Raw genomic sequence first — 16,293 nt, forward strand, 5'->3', positions numbered from 1 at the left:
TTTCAAAATCTGTTAGATTTAACATAGGCCTCACCCCTTTCTAGGGTATCTATCATACATTTTCAAGAAATAGGATCATTGAAAATGAAGTTTTCTAAGGAATTCATTTTCCTTATGTTTCTACTATACCACTTTAGTCAGTAAAAGTCAATAACTTTTTGACCAAATTTGACTATTTTTTTAAAAAATTTTTTGAAGTACAAAAAAAGCCCCTAGAAAACGAATTTTCTAGAGACTTTCTCTATCAGGTTTAAGAGAGAAGTAGAATTCTCACTTACCAAGTTTCATGTTTCTTCTACAAAAGCTTAAGCTTTGCGTTTTACGAAGAATACCAATCCACTCAATGCCAAGACTACAAATCCAAGCGCAGAAAGGATAGAGGTTGCTTCCCCTGTGTTTGGAAGTTCAGCTTTACCTTTAGTCTCAGTAGCTGGAGGTGCTGGTTTTGGATCCTCTTTTTGTCCTGGACCAGTTGGTTCTGTTCCTGGAGTTGGATTTGTTCCTGGATTATTTGGCGTTGGATCTGGTGTTGGTGCTGGATCTGGCGTTGTTCCTGGATTATTTGGAGCTGGATTTGGATTTGGTTCTGGTGTTGGTGTTGGAACAGTGTATTTATTTGTAAATACAACTTCTTTACCATCGGCATACGAAACCCTTGCAGTCAAGAGACCTTGATCATCCGCAACTACAGTGACTGTTACGGTATGCTCAGTCTTATCGTATTCAATACCCTCTTCAGTACCAACTTTTTCAACCAAGGTATAAGTGTAAGTACCTGCTTCTTCGAATGAACGAACAAAGGCTACTTTACCTTCGGCAGTATTCTTAGCTGTAGCTACAACGGCGCCTTTCTCTTTCAATTCGAAAGTATAAGCATCAGCCGCAAGTTCTTTACCTTCAAGTTTCTTAGTTGCTTCAATCGTAGCTTCTACCGCTGGTGCTTTGAAGCTATTCTTGAAGACATTACCTGCTGGATATTCAACAGCTGCCTTCAAAGCGTTGGTTGCTGCATCTTTGGTTACTTTTACCACCGCAGTCTTTTCTGTATCATAAGTAATACCAGTTGCTCCAGCATTCACTTCTTTTACAGTATAAGTATACTCACCTTCTGCATCATAGTTGATTGCATTAAATGTTACTTTCCCACCTTGGTTTGTTTTTGTATCAAGTAGTTTTGTACCTTCATACAATTCAAATTGGAACTCACCATCAACCAAAGTACGACCAGTCAATTCTTTCGTAAACTCAAGTGTTGCTGATGTAGCTGTTGGAGCTGGTGCTGTATAAATATTTGTGAAGACCCGTTCTGTATCCGCATCTTCTACAGTCGCAACCAATTGGCCTTTACCATCATCCGCAACAGTGACGAACACTTCATACGCAGTTTGATCATAAGTGATTGTTTTATCGTCACCAGCTTTTTCAGTAATAGTGTAAACGTAATCGCCTGCTGCTGAGAAAGTGACGTTGAAGACAACTTCTCCTGAGGCAGTATTCTTAGCCGTAGCTACAAGGTCTGAACCTTCTTTCAGTTCAAATGTGTAAGCTTCAGCTTCAAGCGCTTTACCTTTCAAGACTTTCTTAGCTTTGATTGTAGCTTGTGCAGGTTCTGCTTTATAGTCATTAACGAAGACCGGTGTTTCACTTGTAACTGTCGCGACAAGTTGACCTGAGCCATTATCTTTCACTTCTACAGTTACTGGATGTTCTGTTTTATCATAAGTTACACCAAGTTTATTGCCAACCTTTTCTGTAATAGTATAGTTATATACTCCTGCTGTTGAATAGCTAATTTCAGAAAAACGAATCAATCCGCCAGCAGTATTCTTTGCTGTCGCAACAACCTTGTCACCCTCTTTCAGTTCAAACTCAAACTCATCTATCTCCAGCTCTTTACCATTCAAAACTTTTTTAGCTTCAATAGCAATTTTAGCTGGAGCTGCTTTATATGTGTTTGTGAAGGTTGGGTTGTTACCTGTAACAGCTGCAACAAGTTGACCTTGGCCGTCATCTGTAACGTTTACTGTCACTTCATGTGTAGCAGTGTCGTATGTCACACCTGCTTCGCTACCTGCTTTTTCAGTGATAGTGTAAGTGTATTCACCTGCTGCTGCATACTCAATTTCTTTGAAAGTCACAGTACCGTCTGCAGCGTTTTTAGCTGTCGCAACGACTTTGTCACTTTCTTTTTCTTTAAGTTCAAACTCGTATTTATCAGCTTCAAGTTTTTTACCATCCAAAACTTTAGTAGCTTTGATAATTTCTTTTGCTGGAGCTGCTTTATAGGTATTGGTGAAGGTTGGGTTGTTACCTGTAACAGCTGCAACAAGTTTTCCTTCCCCGTTATCTGTAACTTTTACCTTAACTTCGTGTTTAGCAGTATCGTATGTCACACCTTTTTCACTACCCGCTTTTTCAGTGATAGTGTAAGTGTAATCACCTGCTGTTTCGAACTCAATTTCTTTGAAAGTAACGGTGCCGTCTGCAGCGTTTTTAGCTGTCGCAACGACTTCTTCACCTTTTTTAAGTTCGAATTCGTATTTATCAGCTTCAAGTTCTTTACCGTTCAAGACTTTCTTAGCTGTGATAGTTTCTTTAGCTGGAGTTGCTTTATAAGTGTTAGTGAAAGTTGGTTCTGCAGATGTGACAGTTGCTGTTAAAACTCCACTTTGGAAAGTTGCTGCTACAGTAACTTCCTTGGCTTCTGTATCAAATGTAACGCCTGCAACTGCTGTTGAAGTGTCCTCTTTGATGATGTAGTGATAAGTTCCCGCACCTTTTACTTGGAGATTCTCAAAGGTAATCGTTCCATCAGCTTTTGATTTTGCTGTGGCTACAGGGTCCTTCAAGTTCTCTGCAGAAAATAGGTTAAAGGTAAACTCATCCGCTTTTGGAAGTTTATCTGTACGTCCTTCTACTACTTTCTTAGCCGTCACATTGAATACAGCTGGAACAGGTTCATCTTTAAGATGAATAGTAGAACCCGCAGCACCGAGTTTAACTGTATACTCTTTTTCATCTAGTTTATAGCCTGATGGAGCAGTCTTCTCTTTGATCTTGAACGTTTTACCTTCCCATTTCTGATCATAAGTTTTCGTAAGCGCTACTCCTTTTTCATTCGTAGTCACTTCTGTTGTTTCACTTGCATCATCTGCTGCTGTCACAGTATATACTGCACCCGAAACTGGAGCAAGAGTGAAGGCATCAGTCTTATGAATCTTAATTTGGTAAGCAGTAGATGCTACAATCGTACCAGAAATCAAAGATGTCGCCTCAGCTGTCATATCAAGGGCTCCCGGACGACTTGTATTCTGTGCTAATTTAGTCCCGTCAGCCAATGACAGAGCAACCCTATTTCCTACTTTACTTCCATCATTAGGAGTTGTTGTGTTATAAGATACTATATAAGAGGTCGTTCCATCTTTAAAAATGATATCGAATGAAGTATAGTTTTCGTTCCACGAAACGGTATAGTCTTTTCCCTCCGTTAACAATACTGCATCATCTGGAACAGCAGAAGTCCCAACAGTGATATTTGCCTTATAAACTTTTAGAGTCTCAGGAATATACTGTGCAGGAGTGTAACTAGTATCATCATTTGGTATAGTATCATGTAATACAATATTTTGTCCTAAGTCTTGTTTCTCTGTATTTACACGTACACGCCAGGTAGACCATGCATCTCCCTTGCTAACCGATCCAATCTCAGCCAGTTTTGGAGAGTTCCAATTTTCAAGGGCAGCACGACCCCCAATTTTAGCATAATTTTCAGTACCAACTTTGGGACCATCGATTGTTTTTGATGAATAAATGTGAGTCACTTCTTGCTTTAATGAGGATGAATTAAAGTTAATGCGGGTTTTATTCTGATCCTTTAAGAATCTAAAAGAAACAGAAAAATTCCCTGACACATCCTTTACCTTATCTCCACCAGTTTTCTCTAGATATTTATCCAAGTTTTTCAAGGTGATTTTTGCTTTCCCACCTTGATCAGTACCATTTGAAGTCACTTCTGCTTCTCCAATAGTAACTTTTGTTGTCGGATCAATTAAATCCTGACTCCCTTCATAAACTGCCATAGGAGCAGGTATATCAAAGGTAAAATAATCTCCATTATTCAGATGTTCATTATACTGTTTGAGATCAAAGGTCACGCGAAGCTTATATGCTAAATTCGTACGAAGCGAGAAATCTCCTTCCGAACTCACATTTTGCTTAGTATCTGAAGCATCTAATAGATCGATGCCTGTAATTACTTGTGTCAATTCTTTTGAAACAGGATTATCTGCTTTAACAATCCCTACCAAAACAGATGCTAGAGCTAAAATAGCAAAAGCTAACGCAGAAAATTTAGAAAGCATGTTTAACGCTTTGCTTTTCGACATTTCTTCTCCTCTTTTCTATATGAAATTTTTATTTCTAATCTCCCTAAGAGATTACATCATACCATTTTGACAACCCCTATCACTAACTAGAGCTTATCTGATATATTATAACATTTCAATACAATCTATTCAAGTATATTAACTTAAAAATACACGTATTTGCACCATTCTATAACCTAGCCATTCAATTTTGAACTATTTATATCGGTAAACTAATATAAATAATTTAATATATCTTATATCTATAATTAGGTCAATCTTTGATATTATAGAAAAAAGCCAGTCCTATAGACTAGCTTTCTTTTCATTCTAATTGAATCTTAGCTCAATGCATCATCCATTGAAAGAACTTCGTGGAAGACACGTTGTGTCAATTCAGTTTTTTGCTCTGGAGTGAGGTATTTAGTGTTTACACAGTATCCAGAGATACGTACGATAACGTCTTCACCTGACATGATCTTTTCGTAAACATCGTTCAAGTCCATAACGTTCAAGTTAACGTGTTGTCCACCGTTTTCGAAGTAACCATCAAGGATTGTTACCAAGTTATCAACTTGCTCGTCACGAGTCTTACCAAGAGCACGTGGAGAAACTTGTGTTGTCAATGAGATACCGTCAGCTGCGTAACCAAAGTCAAGGCTAGCAAGTGAGTTCAAGTTTTGCAACCATCCACCTTTAGCTTTGTTAGAAGGGTTAGCACCTGGTGAGAAGAATTCGAGTTTAGACAAGTTCACAGAACCATCTTCGTTGAGGTATACACCTTTGTGGACTGGTGAGTTACCAGTTTGTTTAGAGTAAGCAACGTTAGATGTGATGGTCAAAAGTGATACAGTAGCTTCTGCGTCTTTGTAAAGTTTATGGCTACGTAGACGAGTTGTGTAAGCTTCGATCAACCATTCAGCCAATTCGTTTGAACGAGGGTCATCTTCACCCCAACGTGGGTATTCACCGATTGTTTCGTAATCGTAGATGTAGCCATTTTCATCACGGATTGGTTTAACAGTAGCGTACTTGATAGCTGACAATGTATCAACAGTGTTAGCAAATCCACAGATACCGAATCCCATGTTAGCACGTTGTTTAGTTGGCAAGAAGGCCATTTGAACAGCTTCGTAGTTGTACTTGTCAGTCATGTAGTGGATGATGTTCAAAGCATCTACGTAAGTGTCAGTCAACCAGTCAAGAGATTTTTCAAAGTTGGCTTTAACTGATTCGAATTCAAGAACTTCGTCACGGATAGGATCGATGTCAAATACTTTGTAGTCTTTGTGAACATCGTCGTAACCACCGTTCAAACCAGTAAGAAGGGCTTTCAAAACGTTTACACGAGCACCGAAGTACTGGATGTTGTGGCGTTGATCTTCGTTTTCTGGGTCAAGTGGTGACACACAGCATGAGATACAGCTCATTTCTCCGTATCCGTCTTTAGCCATTGTTGTTACACCTTCGTATTGGATAGAAGAGTGTTTGTGGCTCATATGCATACAGTAGCGACGGAAGTTGTATGGTAATTTGTCAGTCCAAAGAACTGTCAAGTTTGGTTCTGGTGAGTTACCGATGTTGTCAAGAGTGTTCAAGAAACGGTAGTCCATCTTAGTAACACGGTGACGACCGTCGTTACCCATACCAGCCATAGAAGTTGTGATGAAGGTTGGATCACCTGAGTACAATTGGTCATAAGCTTTTGTACGAGCAAATTTAACTGTACGAAGTTTCATAACGAAATCATCAACGAACTCTTGGATTTCTGATTCAGTAAATGTACCACGAGCAAGGTCACGTTCTGCAAAGATATCCAATACGATTGGCACACGTCCTAGAGATGTAGCAGCACCATTGATAACACGGCAGACAGCCATGAAGGCGATGTTAACCCATTGGATAGCTTCTTTCGTGTTCATCGCTGGTTTGCGGACATCAACTCCGTAAAGGTCACCCAAGCGAACAACTTGTTGCAATGCTTGGTATTGAAGGTTTACTTCTTCACGAAGACGGATTGTTTCTTCATCAATTTCTTTGATCGCATTCCAGTCGTTTACTTTTTCTTGCATCAAGTAGTCTGCACCGTAAAGAGCAAGACGTGCGTAAACACCAATGATACGTCCACGTGAGTAGGCATCTGGAAGACCAGTTACAGTGTGAGCGTGACGAGCGCGACGAATGTTTGAAGTGTAGGCACGGAAGATACCGTCGTTAACTGTTGTTACGTATTTAGTGAAGATTTCGTGAACAGCTGGATCTGGTTCGTATCCATTTTCTTTCAAAGTAGTTTCAGCCATACGGATACCACCTTTTGGCATGAAGTTCAATTTGAAGAGTTCATCATTTTGGATACCAAAGATCACTTCGTTTTCTTTGTCGATAAATCCAGCAGGAATATCAGCAATAGATGTTGGACGAGTGTCCATTGGGAAACGAGTTTCTTCGTAGTGTGCTTTTGTTTCTTCTACGATTTTTTTGATGTGAAGTGAACGTTCTGTTGGTCCAGCAAGGAAACTTTCATCTCCATCATAAGGTGTGTAGTTAGCTTGAACGAAGCGAGAAATACTTGCTTTTTCTTTCCAATCTACGCCTTTGAAGCCTTCCCAAGCTTTATCAAAAATGTCTTGTGCTTCAACAACTGTCTTAACAACCATGTTAATGTCCTCTTTTTTCTAGTAACAGTCATCTGTTACATTCTTGAGACAAGTATACCATACAGTAACCGATTTCAACAAGAGAAAATCGGCATTTTAGACGCTTTCTTTTATAATACAGTCTCTTTTCTGTTCTTATCTGTATTATATTTTTGAAAGTCGGGTTGAACTTTCCCGTTTTTTCAGAAAAAAGGGTATAATAAATATAAAATGACACTAGAAGGGATTGAAATGCTCATATTTCCATTGATAAATGATTTGTCCAGAAAAATCATCCATATCGACATGGATGCCTTTTTTGCTGCGGTGGAAATCAGAGATAATCCTAAGTTAAAGGGCAAACCTGTTATCATCGGAAGTGATCCCAGACAAACAGGTGGTCGAGGTGTCGTTTCTACCTGTAGCTACGAGGCACGAGCTTTTGGAGTTCATTCAGCTATGAGCTCTAAAGAAGCTTATGAGCGCTGTCCCCAAGCTGTCTTTATCTCTGGAAATTATGAAAAGTATAAGACTGTGGGACTTGAGATTCGTGCTATTTTTAAACGCTATACAGATTTGATTGAACCTATGAGTATTGACGAGGCATACTTAGATGTGACGGAAAATAAACTCGGTATCAAGTCTGCTGTCAAAATAGCCCGCCTCATCCAAGAGGATATCTGGCAGGAACTACACCTGACTGCTTCTGCAGGCGTCTCTTATAACAAATTCTTAGCTAAAATGGCTAGTGACTATCAAAAACCGCATGGTTTGACAGTGATTCTCCCAGATCAAGCCCAAGACTTTCTCAAACAAATGGACATTGCTAAATTTCACGGTGTGGGCAAAAAAACAGTTGAACGCCTTCATGAAATGGGCATTTATACTGGTGCAGACTTATTGGACGTTTCTGAAGTCACTTTAATCGATCGGTTCGGCAGACTCGGTTATGAGCTTTATCGAAAGGCCAGGGGTATTCATAACTCACCGGTCAAACCCGACCGCATTCGCAAATCAATCGGGAAGGAGAAAACCTATAGTAAGATTCTCCAGGATGAAGAAGATATCAAAAAAGAGCTGACTCTTCTCTCCGAAAAGGTAGCTCACAATCTCAGCAAGCAGGACAAAGCTGGAAAAATCATTATCCTAAAAATACGATATGCTGACTTCTCCACTCTGACTAGACGAAAAAGCCTCCCACAAGCTACACAGGATGCTAGTCAGATTTCTCAAACCGCCCTTCAACTCTACGAAGAGCTAGCTGAAAAAGAAAAAGGTATCCGTTTACTAGGAATTACGGTGACAGGATTTTAAAAAGCTTGAAGGAAACTTCCCTCAAGCTTTTTTCTTATACAAACAAACGCACAAAACTATAGAGCAACAAGACACTACCGAGTACAATACGATATTTACCAAAGAGTGTAAAGTCGTGTTTCTTCACATAGCTGGTCAAGAAACGAATAGCAACCATGCTGACCGCAAAGGCAACACCCATAGCTACCAAGAGCAAGAACAGTTGTCCAAAACTCAAGAGTTGACCTGCTTTAATAAATTTGAAAATCTTTAAAGCACTGGCTCCGAACATAACAGGAATTCCGAGATAGAAGGTAAACTCTGTTACGACTGAGCGGCTTGTTCCATTCAACAAACCACCAACAATCGTCGCACCTGAACGGCTCGTTCCTGGAAAGAGGGCGAGGACTTGGAAGAGCCCAATGTAAAGGGCTGTTTTATAAGGTAACTTGTCTAGCTCTGTTACTGTTGGTTCAATGGCTTGCGCCTTATTTCGTTTTTCAAGGTAGATAAAGGCAACACCATAGATAATCAACATAATCGCAACTGAAACCATGTTATGGAAGTTAGCATCAAACCAATCATCTAGTTTAAAAACCAATAGCAAAGGCAAGGTTGCAACGAAAACTTTGGACCATAACTGCCAAGTTCGACGAACTTCGACCTTATTTTTACCAGGTTTGAAGGGATTAAGCTTATTAAAGTAGATAACCACAACTGCAAAGATGGCACCAAGCTGGATGACAACATTAAACATGGACATGAAGGCTTCATTTTGGTCCTTGTATTGTACAAATTCTTCTACCAAGATCAAATGTCCAGTACTTGAAATGGGCAACCATTCTGTAATTCCTTCAACAATCCCAAAAAAGATTGACTTCAAAATTTCAATAAAATACATACATTACTCCTTTTTCTGTCCTCTATTATAGCATAATTTCGGATGTTGCGATAGATTTTTTAGAAGGCGCCGATGCTACCACCGCCACCGCCTCCTGAGAATCCTCCACCTGAAGAACCACTTCCAGAAGATACAGAGTAATTGCTAGCTGTATTTGCGACAGCAGTATATTGCTTGATTTGTGCAGTTGAGGTGTAGAACTGTGAGTGCCAACCATAGGCTACATAAAGATTCAAATCTGGATTTTCAAGCTGAATATGACGGACTTTCATTAACTTGCTCACCTTCTTGGCATAACCAAAGAGAGTCGCATAGACCAGTAGACGGTTCCAAAGGACGATGCTCTCTAGCTCGGCCTGATCCAGATGAGCGATATCCCGAAGCATATTTTCAAAACTCGTCCAGAGATAGAAGATCTCCGCTCCTTCCTCTGTTAGAACTCCATCGCGATAGGCTCCTCGCGTGGCAAGATAAACCCAGAAACTAGCCCCTAATCCTGTCAATCCTAAAAGTAGAAACGGGATCGAAAAGAAGCCATGTGTTTGCCAGCTATAGTAAAAGAATAGCAATCCACCTAGAGCTGTTATGGCTGAACAAACTCGCATCCCGAGAGCAAGGCGGCGTTCCTCGCTTGTCAAGGGACGATAGTAGCTTGGGATACGAAGTACATGGACCTTATCCTTGACACAAGACTGAATGCGTTGAAGTCTTCCTTCAAAGGAGCGTTTGAGACGCGAGCCTGTTTCTCGGATATGTTTTTCATCTGACTCTTTGGCACCACGGTAAAGGGAAGATGAAACTTGGTAATCAGGGAAGAGCTCTGAAATAGCCAATTCTTTCTTATTTGACAAAGTCATGCGCAGGCATTCCTTCTCAAAATTGGACAAACCCTTTTCACTGATAATGCGCACATAAGGTTCTTCATCCCCTTGGAAAATAGATAAATGACCTCGATCGACTAAATCCAACAAGGTCGCCTGAATCAAACGTTCAAAAGTAAATTTACCAAACCCTGATTTGTTTAGAGGATTGACTTCCTCTAAGGAGGTTGAATACACTGCTTCTGCTAAAACCATCGGAGGCAAATCCATCGGTGGTTCGTAGAGTCGATGATCTTTTGGAAAGACCTTTTTAATGCGTGTACTCTGACGAAACATCCTATAGAAGATAGGAACTAGAAGTAAGAGACTCATAAAAATGACGGGAAACACCCATTTCATCATTATCTCACTTTGCGCTTTTTCTGTCGCTATATTGCTTTCAATCCGGTTAAAATCCGTTAAACGTTCTTCCTCTAATCCTTGATCTGGAGCTCCTGCAAAAGCACTTCTCGGCCAGTATGCGTGTAATTCGATCTGTCGCTTTCTAGGAAGGTCTTTCATTTTGACATGATAGAGATTATTTGCTTTTTCAACACTAGAGTCCCTTAGGAGTTGGCCTGCATGAAAATAGAGTTTCTCTGCTGGAGTATCAGAGCTAACCTTAAACTCAATCTCTTTGATGTCTCCAGTACTATCGGTCAAGGGTTGCCAATTTAGCTCTGCGATATCCTTATATAAGAAGAGAAGGTTTGTTAGTTTCCAGGTAACCGTTACACGAACAGTATCTCCAGCATATCCAGCATTGTAAATTTTTACCTTGTAACCGTCCTCTTCCTCCATAGTATAGAAGGAAGCATTTTGAACAATTCTTCCATTTTTAGAGACCTGAACGGTCGGATCGGGATCAATGTCAAATCCTTCTGGCATTTTCCCAGCTTTCCCGAGTCCAACTAACTGACCATTATAATCATCTCCAAAGCGGTAGGTAATTGTTTCCTTAAAAATTGCAGTATTATCTGCATGAATATTCAAATCACCCTGATAGGATAAGATATCAAAGTCTACTGCAAAAACCAGGCTCGGTATAAATAATAAATAAGTAAATACCAAAGCCAACAGCCATCTTTTTTTCATAATCGGTTCCCTTTCAATCTTTTTACCATTATATCATTTTTTATAAGTAAAGGCTTACTTGTATTGAAAATCTCACTATTTTTAGATACAATAGAGAGAGTCATTTTTAGACTAGAAATAGGAGAAAACATGAAAAAATTATGCTTATCTATCCTTGCTAGCCTAGCCCTTACCTTAGGACTAGTTAGCCAAGTCCAAGCCGACGAATATTTACGCATCGGGATGGAGGCAGCTTACGCTCCCTTCAACTGGACTCAAGACGACGATAGTAACGGCGCCGTCAAAATCGACGGTACCAACCAATATGCCAACGGCTACGATGTTCAAATCGCTAAAAAGATTGCCAAAGACCTTGGCAAGGAACCCTTGGTCGTGAAAACCAAATGGGAAGGACTTGTTCCAGCCCTTACTTCTGGCAAAATCGATATGATCATTGCCGGTATGAGCCCAACCGCTGAACGCAAACAAGAAATTGCTTTTTCAAGCAGTTACTATACTAGCGAACCGGTTCTATTGGTAAAAAAGGACTCTGCCTATGCGAATGCCAAATCTTTAGAGGACTTTAGTGGGGCAAAAATCACGTCTCAACAAGGTGTTTATCTTTATGACCTGATTTCCCAAATTCCAGGTGCCAAAAAAGAAACAGCTATGGGTGACTTCGCCCAAATGCGTCAAGCTCTGGAAGCTGGTGTTATTGATGCCTATGTTTCTGAACGACCTGAAGCAATGACTGCTGAGTCTGCTAACGCTAAGTTCAAAATGATCCAACCTCAACCAGGTTTCAAAACTGGCGAAGAAGATACAGCTATTGCCATTGGACTTCGTAAAGATGACAGCCGCATCAGCCAAATCAATGCCAGCATCGAAACCATCTCTAAGGATGAACAAGTAGCCCTCATGGATCGTATGATCAAAGAGCAACCTGTGGAATCTACAACAACAGAGGAAGAAAGTAGTTTCTTTAGTCAAGTCGCTAAGATCCTTTCTGAAAACTGGCAACAACTCTTGCGTGGTGCTGGTATCACACTCTTAATCTCCATTATCGGAACCATCACAGGTCTCCTTATCGGACTTGCGATCGGGGTCTTCCGTACCGCTCCACTATCTGAGAACAAGGCAATGTACGCCCTACAGAAACTAGTCGGTTGGATTCTCAATGTCTATATCGAGATCTTCCGTGGTACACCGATGATTGTTCAATCTATGGTTATCTACTATGGAACTGCCCAAGCTTTCGGTATCAATCTTGACCGCACACTAGCTGCTATCTTCATCGTCTCAATCAACACAGGTGCCTACATGACAGAGATCGTTCGTGGTGGTATTCTAGCAGTTGACAAAGGACAGTTTGAAGCTGCAACTGCTCTTGGTATGACCCACAATCAAACCATGCGTAAGATTGTCCTACCTCAGGTTGTCCGTAATATTCTACCTGCTACTGGTAATGAGTTTGTCATCAATATCAAAGATACCTCTGTATTGAACGTTATTTCAGTTGTTGAACTTTATTTCTCAGGAAATACTGTAGCAACACAAACCTATCAATACTTCCAGACCTTTACCATCATCGCCGTGATATACTTTGTCCTCACCTTTACTGTGACCCGTATCCTACGCTTGATCGAACGTCGTATGGACATGGACACTTACACTACAGGTGCTAACCAAATGCAAACGGAGGATTTGAAAAAATGACACAACCAATCCTTGAAATCAAACACCTCAAAAAATCCTATGGGCAAAACGAAGTGCTAAAAGACATTTCTCTCACCGTCCATAAAGGAGAGGTTATTTCCATCATCGGGAGCTCAGGAAGCGGGAAATCAACCTTCCTTCGTTCAATTAATTTACTAGAAACACCTACAGAGGGAGAGATTCTCTATCGAGGAGAAAATGTCTTAGAAAAAGGCTATAACCTCACCCATTATCGTGAAAAACTCGGTATGGTTTTCCAATCTTTCAATCTCTTTGAAAATCTGAATGTCCTTGAAAATACAATCGTCGCCCAAACGACTGTCCTCAAACGCGACCACTCTGAAGCTGAAAAAATTGCCAAAGAGAATCTCGAAAAAGTTGGTATGGGAGAACGTTACTGGCAAGCCAAGCCTAAACAACTCTCAGGGGGACAAAAACAACGCGTGGCTATCGCCCGCGCTCTCTCCATGAATCCTGATGCCATTCTCTTCGACGAACCAACATCTGCCCTTGACCCAGAAATGGTTGGGGAAGTCCTCAAAATTATGCAGGATTTGGCTCAAGAAGGCTTGACCATGATCGTCGTAACCCACGAAATGGAGTTCGCCCGCGATGTCTCTCACCGTGTCATCTTTATGGATAAGGGCGTCATTGCTGAAGAAGGCAAACCAGAAGACCTCTTTACAAATCCTAAAGAAGACCGGACAAAAGAATTTCTTCAACGCTATCTCAGCTAATAAACAAAGACTGCATAAAGAATGCAGTCTTTTTAATTTGTATTTGTAATTGTAAAGAAAAGGCAGACTCGACTCAGGAATCTGCCTGTGACCACAGTTTAATCTTCAAATTTTTCATGATTTTTTTCATAGAAATCGATTAAACCAAGAGCTGTTTCAAATGAAATATTTTTAACTTTTGCGCGTCCTTGTGCTAGAGCAATGATAGACATTTCACGCGCATTCGTTTCTTTAGAGATACGGTAGCCTGTGATTTTCTTATCACGAACCCAGCCAACAACTGCTTCTACTTTTTCAAAGTTCGACTTAGCCATGTTCTTCTCCTAAATTATTCTTTACAATACTTAATTGTATACGTTTTTATTTCATTTGTCAATAAAAAAACATATATTCGTCGTAACTATATTATTCTGCATATTTTTATTTGGCTTTTAAAGCCGATAATATATGAGTTCTTATGTCCTCGACTCCATTAGGATTTGCTGGTAGGAAGATTGTATTATTACCCTCTTTATCTGCAAAATTATTCAACGTATCTAAATACTGGTTCGTTAATAGGATAGACATGATTTGTTCTTCAGTTAGCTCAACATTGGCTCCTTTTAACTCTTGGATAGAATCAGCTAGTCCGTCAACAATTGCTTTACGCTGCTCTGCAATCCCTACACCATGTAGGCGATCTTTTTCTGCTTCTGCTTCTGCTGCGGTCACGATTTTAATCTTATCTGCTTCAGCAAGCTCTTGCGCCGCAACTCTCTTACGTTGAGCCGCGTTAATTTCATTCATTGATTGTTTTACTTCAGCATCAGGTTCAACCTTAGTAATCAGCGTTTTGACAATGATATACCCATACGTAGACATTTCTTCAGCCACTTGTTTTTGAACTTCTAAGGCGATTTCATCCTTCTTCTCAAACAACTCATCTAGGGTTAGCTTTGGTACAGATGAACGCAAAGCATCTTCAATATAGGATTTAATCTGGGCTTCTGGACGCATCAATTTATAATAAGCATCTGTGACATTGTTTTCATTTACTCGATACTGAGTTGCCACATTCATCGTTACAAATACATTATCTTGCGTCTTTGTCTCTACAACAATCTCACTTTGCAACAAGCGTAGTTGAACTCTTGCCGCAATCCTATCAATTCCAAAAGGAGCTCGTAAATGAATACCACTATTGCTCAACTTTTGGTATTTACCAAAGCGTTCTATGATAGCGACAGATTGTTGTCGAACCACATACACAGAACTAACCATAATCACTGATGCAATCACCACTAAAAACAATAAAATAAGTAAAATTTGTAAAACCATGGGAATCTCCCCCTTTCGTCACCCTCATTATAGCACCACCATCATTATTACGCAAATAATATGATAATAATTTTATTTTAGCTTAAACTAGCATATTATACAACGTTTCGTTCCCATTCAAATTAATATAAGATGGGTCAAACTTTTCCATTCGATGAATCAAGCCAGCATAATCATGCTTATTGGCAAGAGCTACCCCAATCAATACAGGACCTGTCCCCTTGCTTGCTCGTTTGATATATTCAAAACGAGTGATGTCATCATTTGGCCCTAAAATATCATTTACAAACTCTCGGAGAGCTCCAGGACGTTGTGGAAAATTCACTACAAAGTAATGCTTGATTCCATCGTAAATCAAGGCACGTTCTTCCATCTCCGGCATACGGTTGATATCGTTATTTCCTCCAGAAATGATACAACAAATCGTCTTGCCTTTGATATAGTCTGATAAAACTTCCAAGGCTGCAACACTGGCAGCTCCGGCTGGTTCTGCTACAATACCTTGTTTGGAATAAAGATCAATCAAGGTTTCGGAAATCAATCCCTCGTCCACCCCAATCAGCGTTTCAACATTCTTACGAGTCGCTTCATAGGTTAATTGTCCAACCTTCTGTACGGCTATCCCATCAGCGAACTTATCAATTTCTTTGAGTTTAACTGGTCCCCCAGCTTCAAAGGCAGCTTTCATAGAGCGAGCACCATTAGCTTCTACCCCGATCACTTCAATAGTCGGGTTGGTTTCCTTAATATAAGTAGAAACACCGGCAATCAATCCGCCACCACCTACTGGTACAAGTACTGTATCAAAATCAATAGACTCTTTACGGGCTTCTTCAAGAATTTCATAGGCTACAGTCCCTTGACCAGCCTGAACATGCGCATCATCAAAAGGATCGATGAAGGTGCGGTTTTCTGTCAATGTAAATTCTTGTGCTGCCTTAGCAGAAGCATCAAAGGTATCCCCAACCAACTTGATTGTCACAAACTCTCCACCGAAAAAGCGAACCTGCCCAATCTTTTGTTGCGGTGTTGTGATGGGCATAAAGATCGTTGCAGGAATCTTCATCTCATTACAAGTATAGGCGACACCTTGGGCATGATTTCCCGCAGAGGCACAGACTACACCACGCTCGCGTTCTTCTTTTGACAGTTGAGAAATGGCATAATAGGCTCCACGAATTTTAAAAGAGCGAACTCGTTGCGCATTCTCCTTTTTGAGATAAATCTTTGCTTGGTATTTTTCTGATAAATAATGATCATATTCTAGTGGTGTATCAACTACTACACCACTCAAAACTTTGTGGGCTTTCACCACATCTTTTGCACTTAGCATTGTCTCCTCCTCAAGTACTTTTCAAGATAAAAAACGAGTTAGGTACCCCCAACTCGCCTTCT

10 protein-coding genes are annotated in these 16,293 nt (G+C 40.2%); 3 read left to right on the forward strand and 7 right to left on the reverse strand.

Annotated elements, in window-relative coordinates; translation table 11 throughout:
• Positions 1–305 precede the first annotated feature (305 nt).
• Positions 306–4,385 (reverse strand): Spy0128 family protein, encoded by a 4,080-nt coding sequence (locus M1F65_RS05850; RefSeq protein WP_247925626.1) that lies wholly within the window; start codon positions 4,383–4,385, stop codon positions 306–308.
• A 320-nt stretch (positions 4,386–4,705) separates the two neighbouring features.
• Positions 4,706–7,021: a formate C-acetyltransferase gene (pflB, locus tag M1F65_RS05855; RefSeq protein WP_000260621.1), complete on the reverse strand. Its 2,316-nt coding sequence runs from the start codon at positions 7,019–7,021 to the stop codon at positions 4,706–4,708.
• Between the two features lie 231 nt (positions 7,022–7,252).
• Here pflB and dinB point away from each other — a divergent pair, with 231 nt between their 5' ends.
• Positions 7,253–8,314 (forward strand): DNA polymerase IV, encoded by a 1,062-nt coding sequence (gene dinB, locus M1F65_RS05860; RefSeq protein WP_247925627.1) that lies wholly within the window; start codon positions 7,253–7,255, stop codon positions 8,312–8,314.
• Between the two features lie 34 nt (positions 8,315–8,348).
• Here dinB and M1F65_RS05865 read toward each other — a convergent pair whose 3' ends face one another.
• Positions 8,349–9,194 carry an undecaprenyl-diphosphate phosphatase gene (locus M1F65_RS05865; RefSeq protein ID WP_247925628.1) on the reverse strand — a complete coding sequence of 282 codons (846 nt, stop codon included), beginning with the start codon at positions 9,192–9,194 and terminating at the stop codon, positions 8,349–8,351.
• A gap of 59 nt (positions 9,195–9,253) precedes the next feature.
• Positions 9,254–11,149, reverse strand: a complete 1,896-nt coding sequence (locus M1F65_RS05870) for a DUF2207 family protein (RefSeq protein WP_247925629.1) — start codon at positions 11,147–11,149, stop codon at positions 9,254–9,256.
• A 129-nt stretch (positions 11,150–11,278) separates the two neighbouring features.
• On the opposite strand from M1F65_RS05870, the gene M1F65_RS05875 reads away from it, so the two are divergent.
• Both M1F65_RS05875 and M1F65_RS05880 read left to right on the forward strand, forming a co-directional pair.
• The gene (locus tag M1F65_RS05875) at positions 11,279–12,844 is read left to right on the forward strand and encodes an ABC transporter substrate-binding protein/permease (RefSeq protein WP_247925630.1); all 1,566 of its coding nucleotides are present in this window, start codon (positions 11,279–11,281) and stop codon (positions 12,842–12,844) included.
• Positions 12,841–13,581 carry an amino acid ABC transporter ATP-binding protein gene (locus M1F65_RS05880; RefSeq protein WP_084859608.1) on the forward strand — a complete coding sequence of 247 codons (741 nt, stop codon included), beginning with the start codon at positions 12,841–12,843 and terminating at the stop codon, positions 13,579–13,581. The genes M1F65_RS05875 and M1F65_RS05880 overlap by 4 nt, the downstream gene beginning before the upstream one ends.
• A 98-nt stretch (positions 13,582–13,679) precedes the next feature.
• On the opposite strand, the gene M1F65_RS05885 is transcribed toward M1F65_RS05880, so the two are convergent.
• The 3 genes from M1F65_RS05885 to ilvA form a co-directional block, all read right to left on the reverse strand.
• On the reverse strand, positions 13,680–13,895 hold the full coding sequence (locus M1F65_RS05885) for a capsule biosynthesis transcriptional regulator (protein ID WP_001130031.1): 216 nt from the start codon (positions 13,893–13,895) through the stop codon (positions 13,680–13,682).
• A 106-nt stretch (positions 13,896–14,001) separates the two neighbouring features.
• Positions 14,002–14,898, reverse strand: coding sequence for an SPFH domain-containing protein (locus M1F65_RS05890; RefSeq protein ID WP_049505399.1), 897 nt, complete (start codon positions 14,896–14,898; stop codon positions 14,002–14,004).
• Positions 14,899–14,980: 82 nt separating this feature from the next.
• Positions 14,981–16,231 carry a threonine ammonia-lyase IlvA gene (gene ilvA / locus M1F65_RS05895; RefSeq protein ID WP_000947300.1) on the reverse strand — a complete coding sequence of 417 codons (1,251 nt, stop codon included), beginning with the start codon at positions 16,229–16,231 and terminating at the stop codon, positions 14,981–14,983.
• Positions 16,232–16,293: the final 62 nt, after the last annotated feature.

The sequence above is a fragment of the Streptococcus oralis genome, assembly GCF_023109195.1.
Taxonomy (GTDB): Bacteria; Bacillota; Bacilli; order Lactobacillales; family Streptococcaceae; genus Streptococcus; species Streptococcus oralis_BV.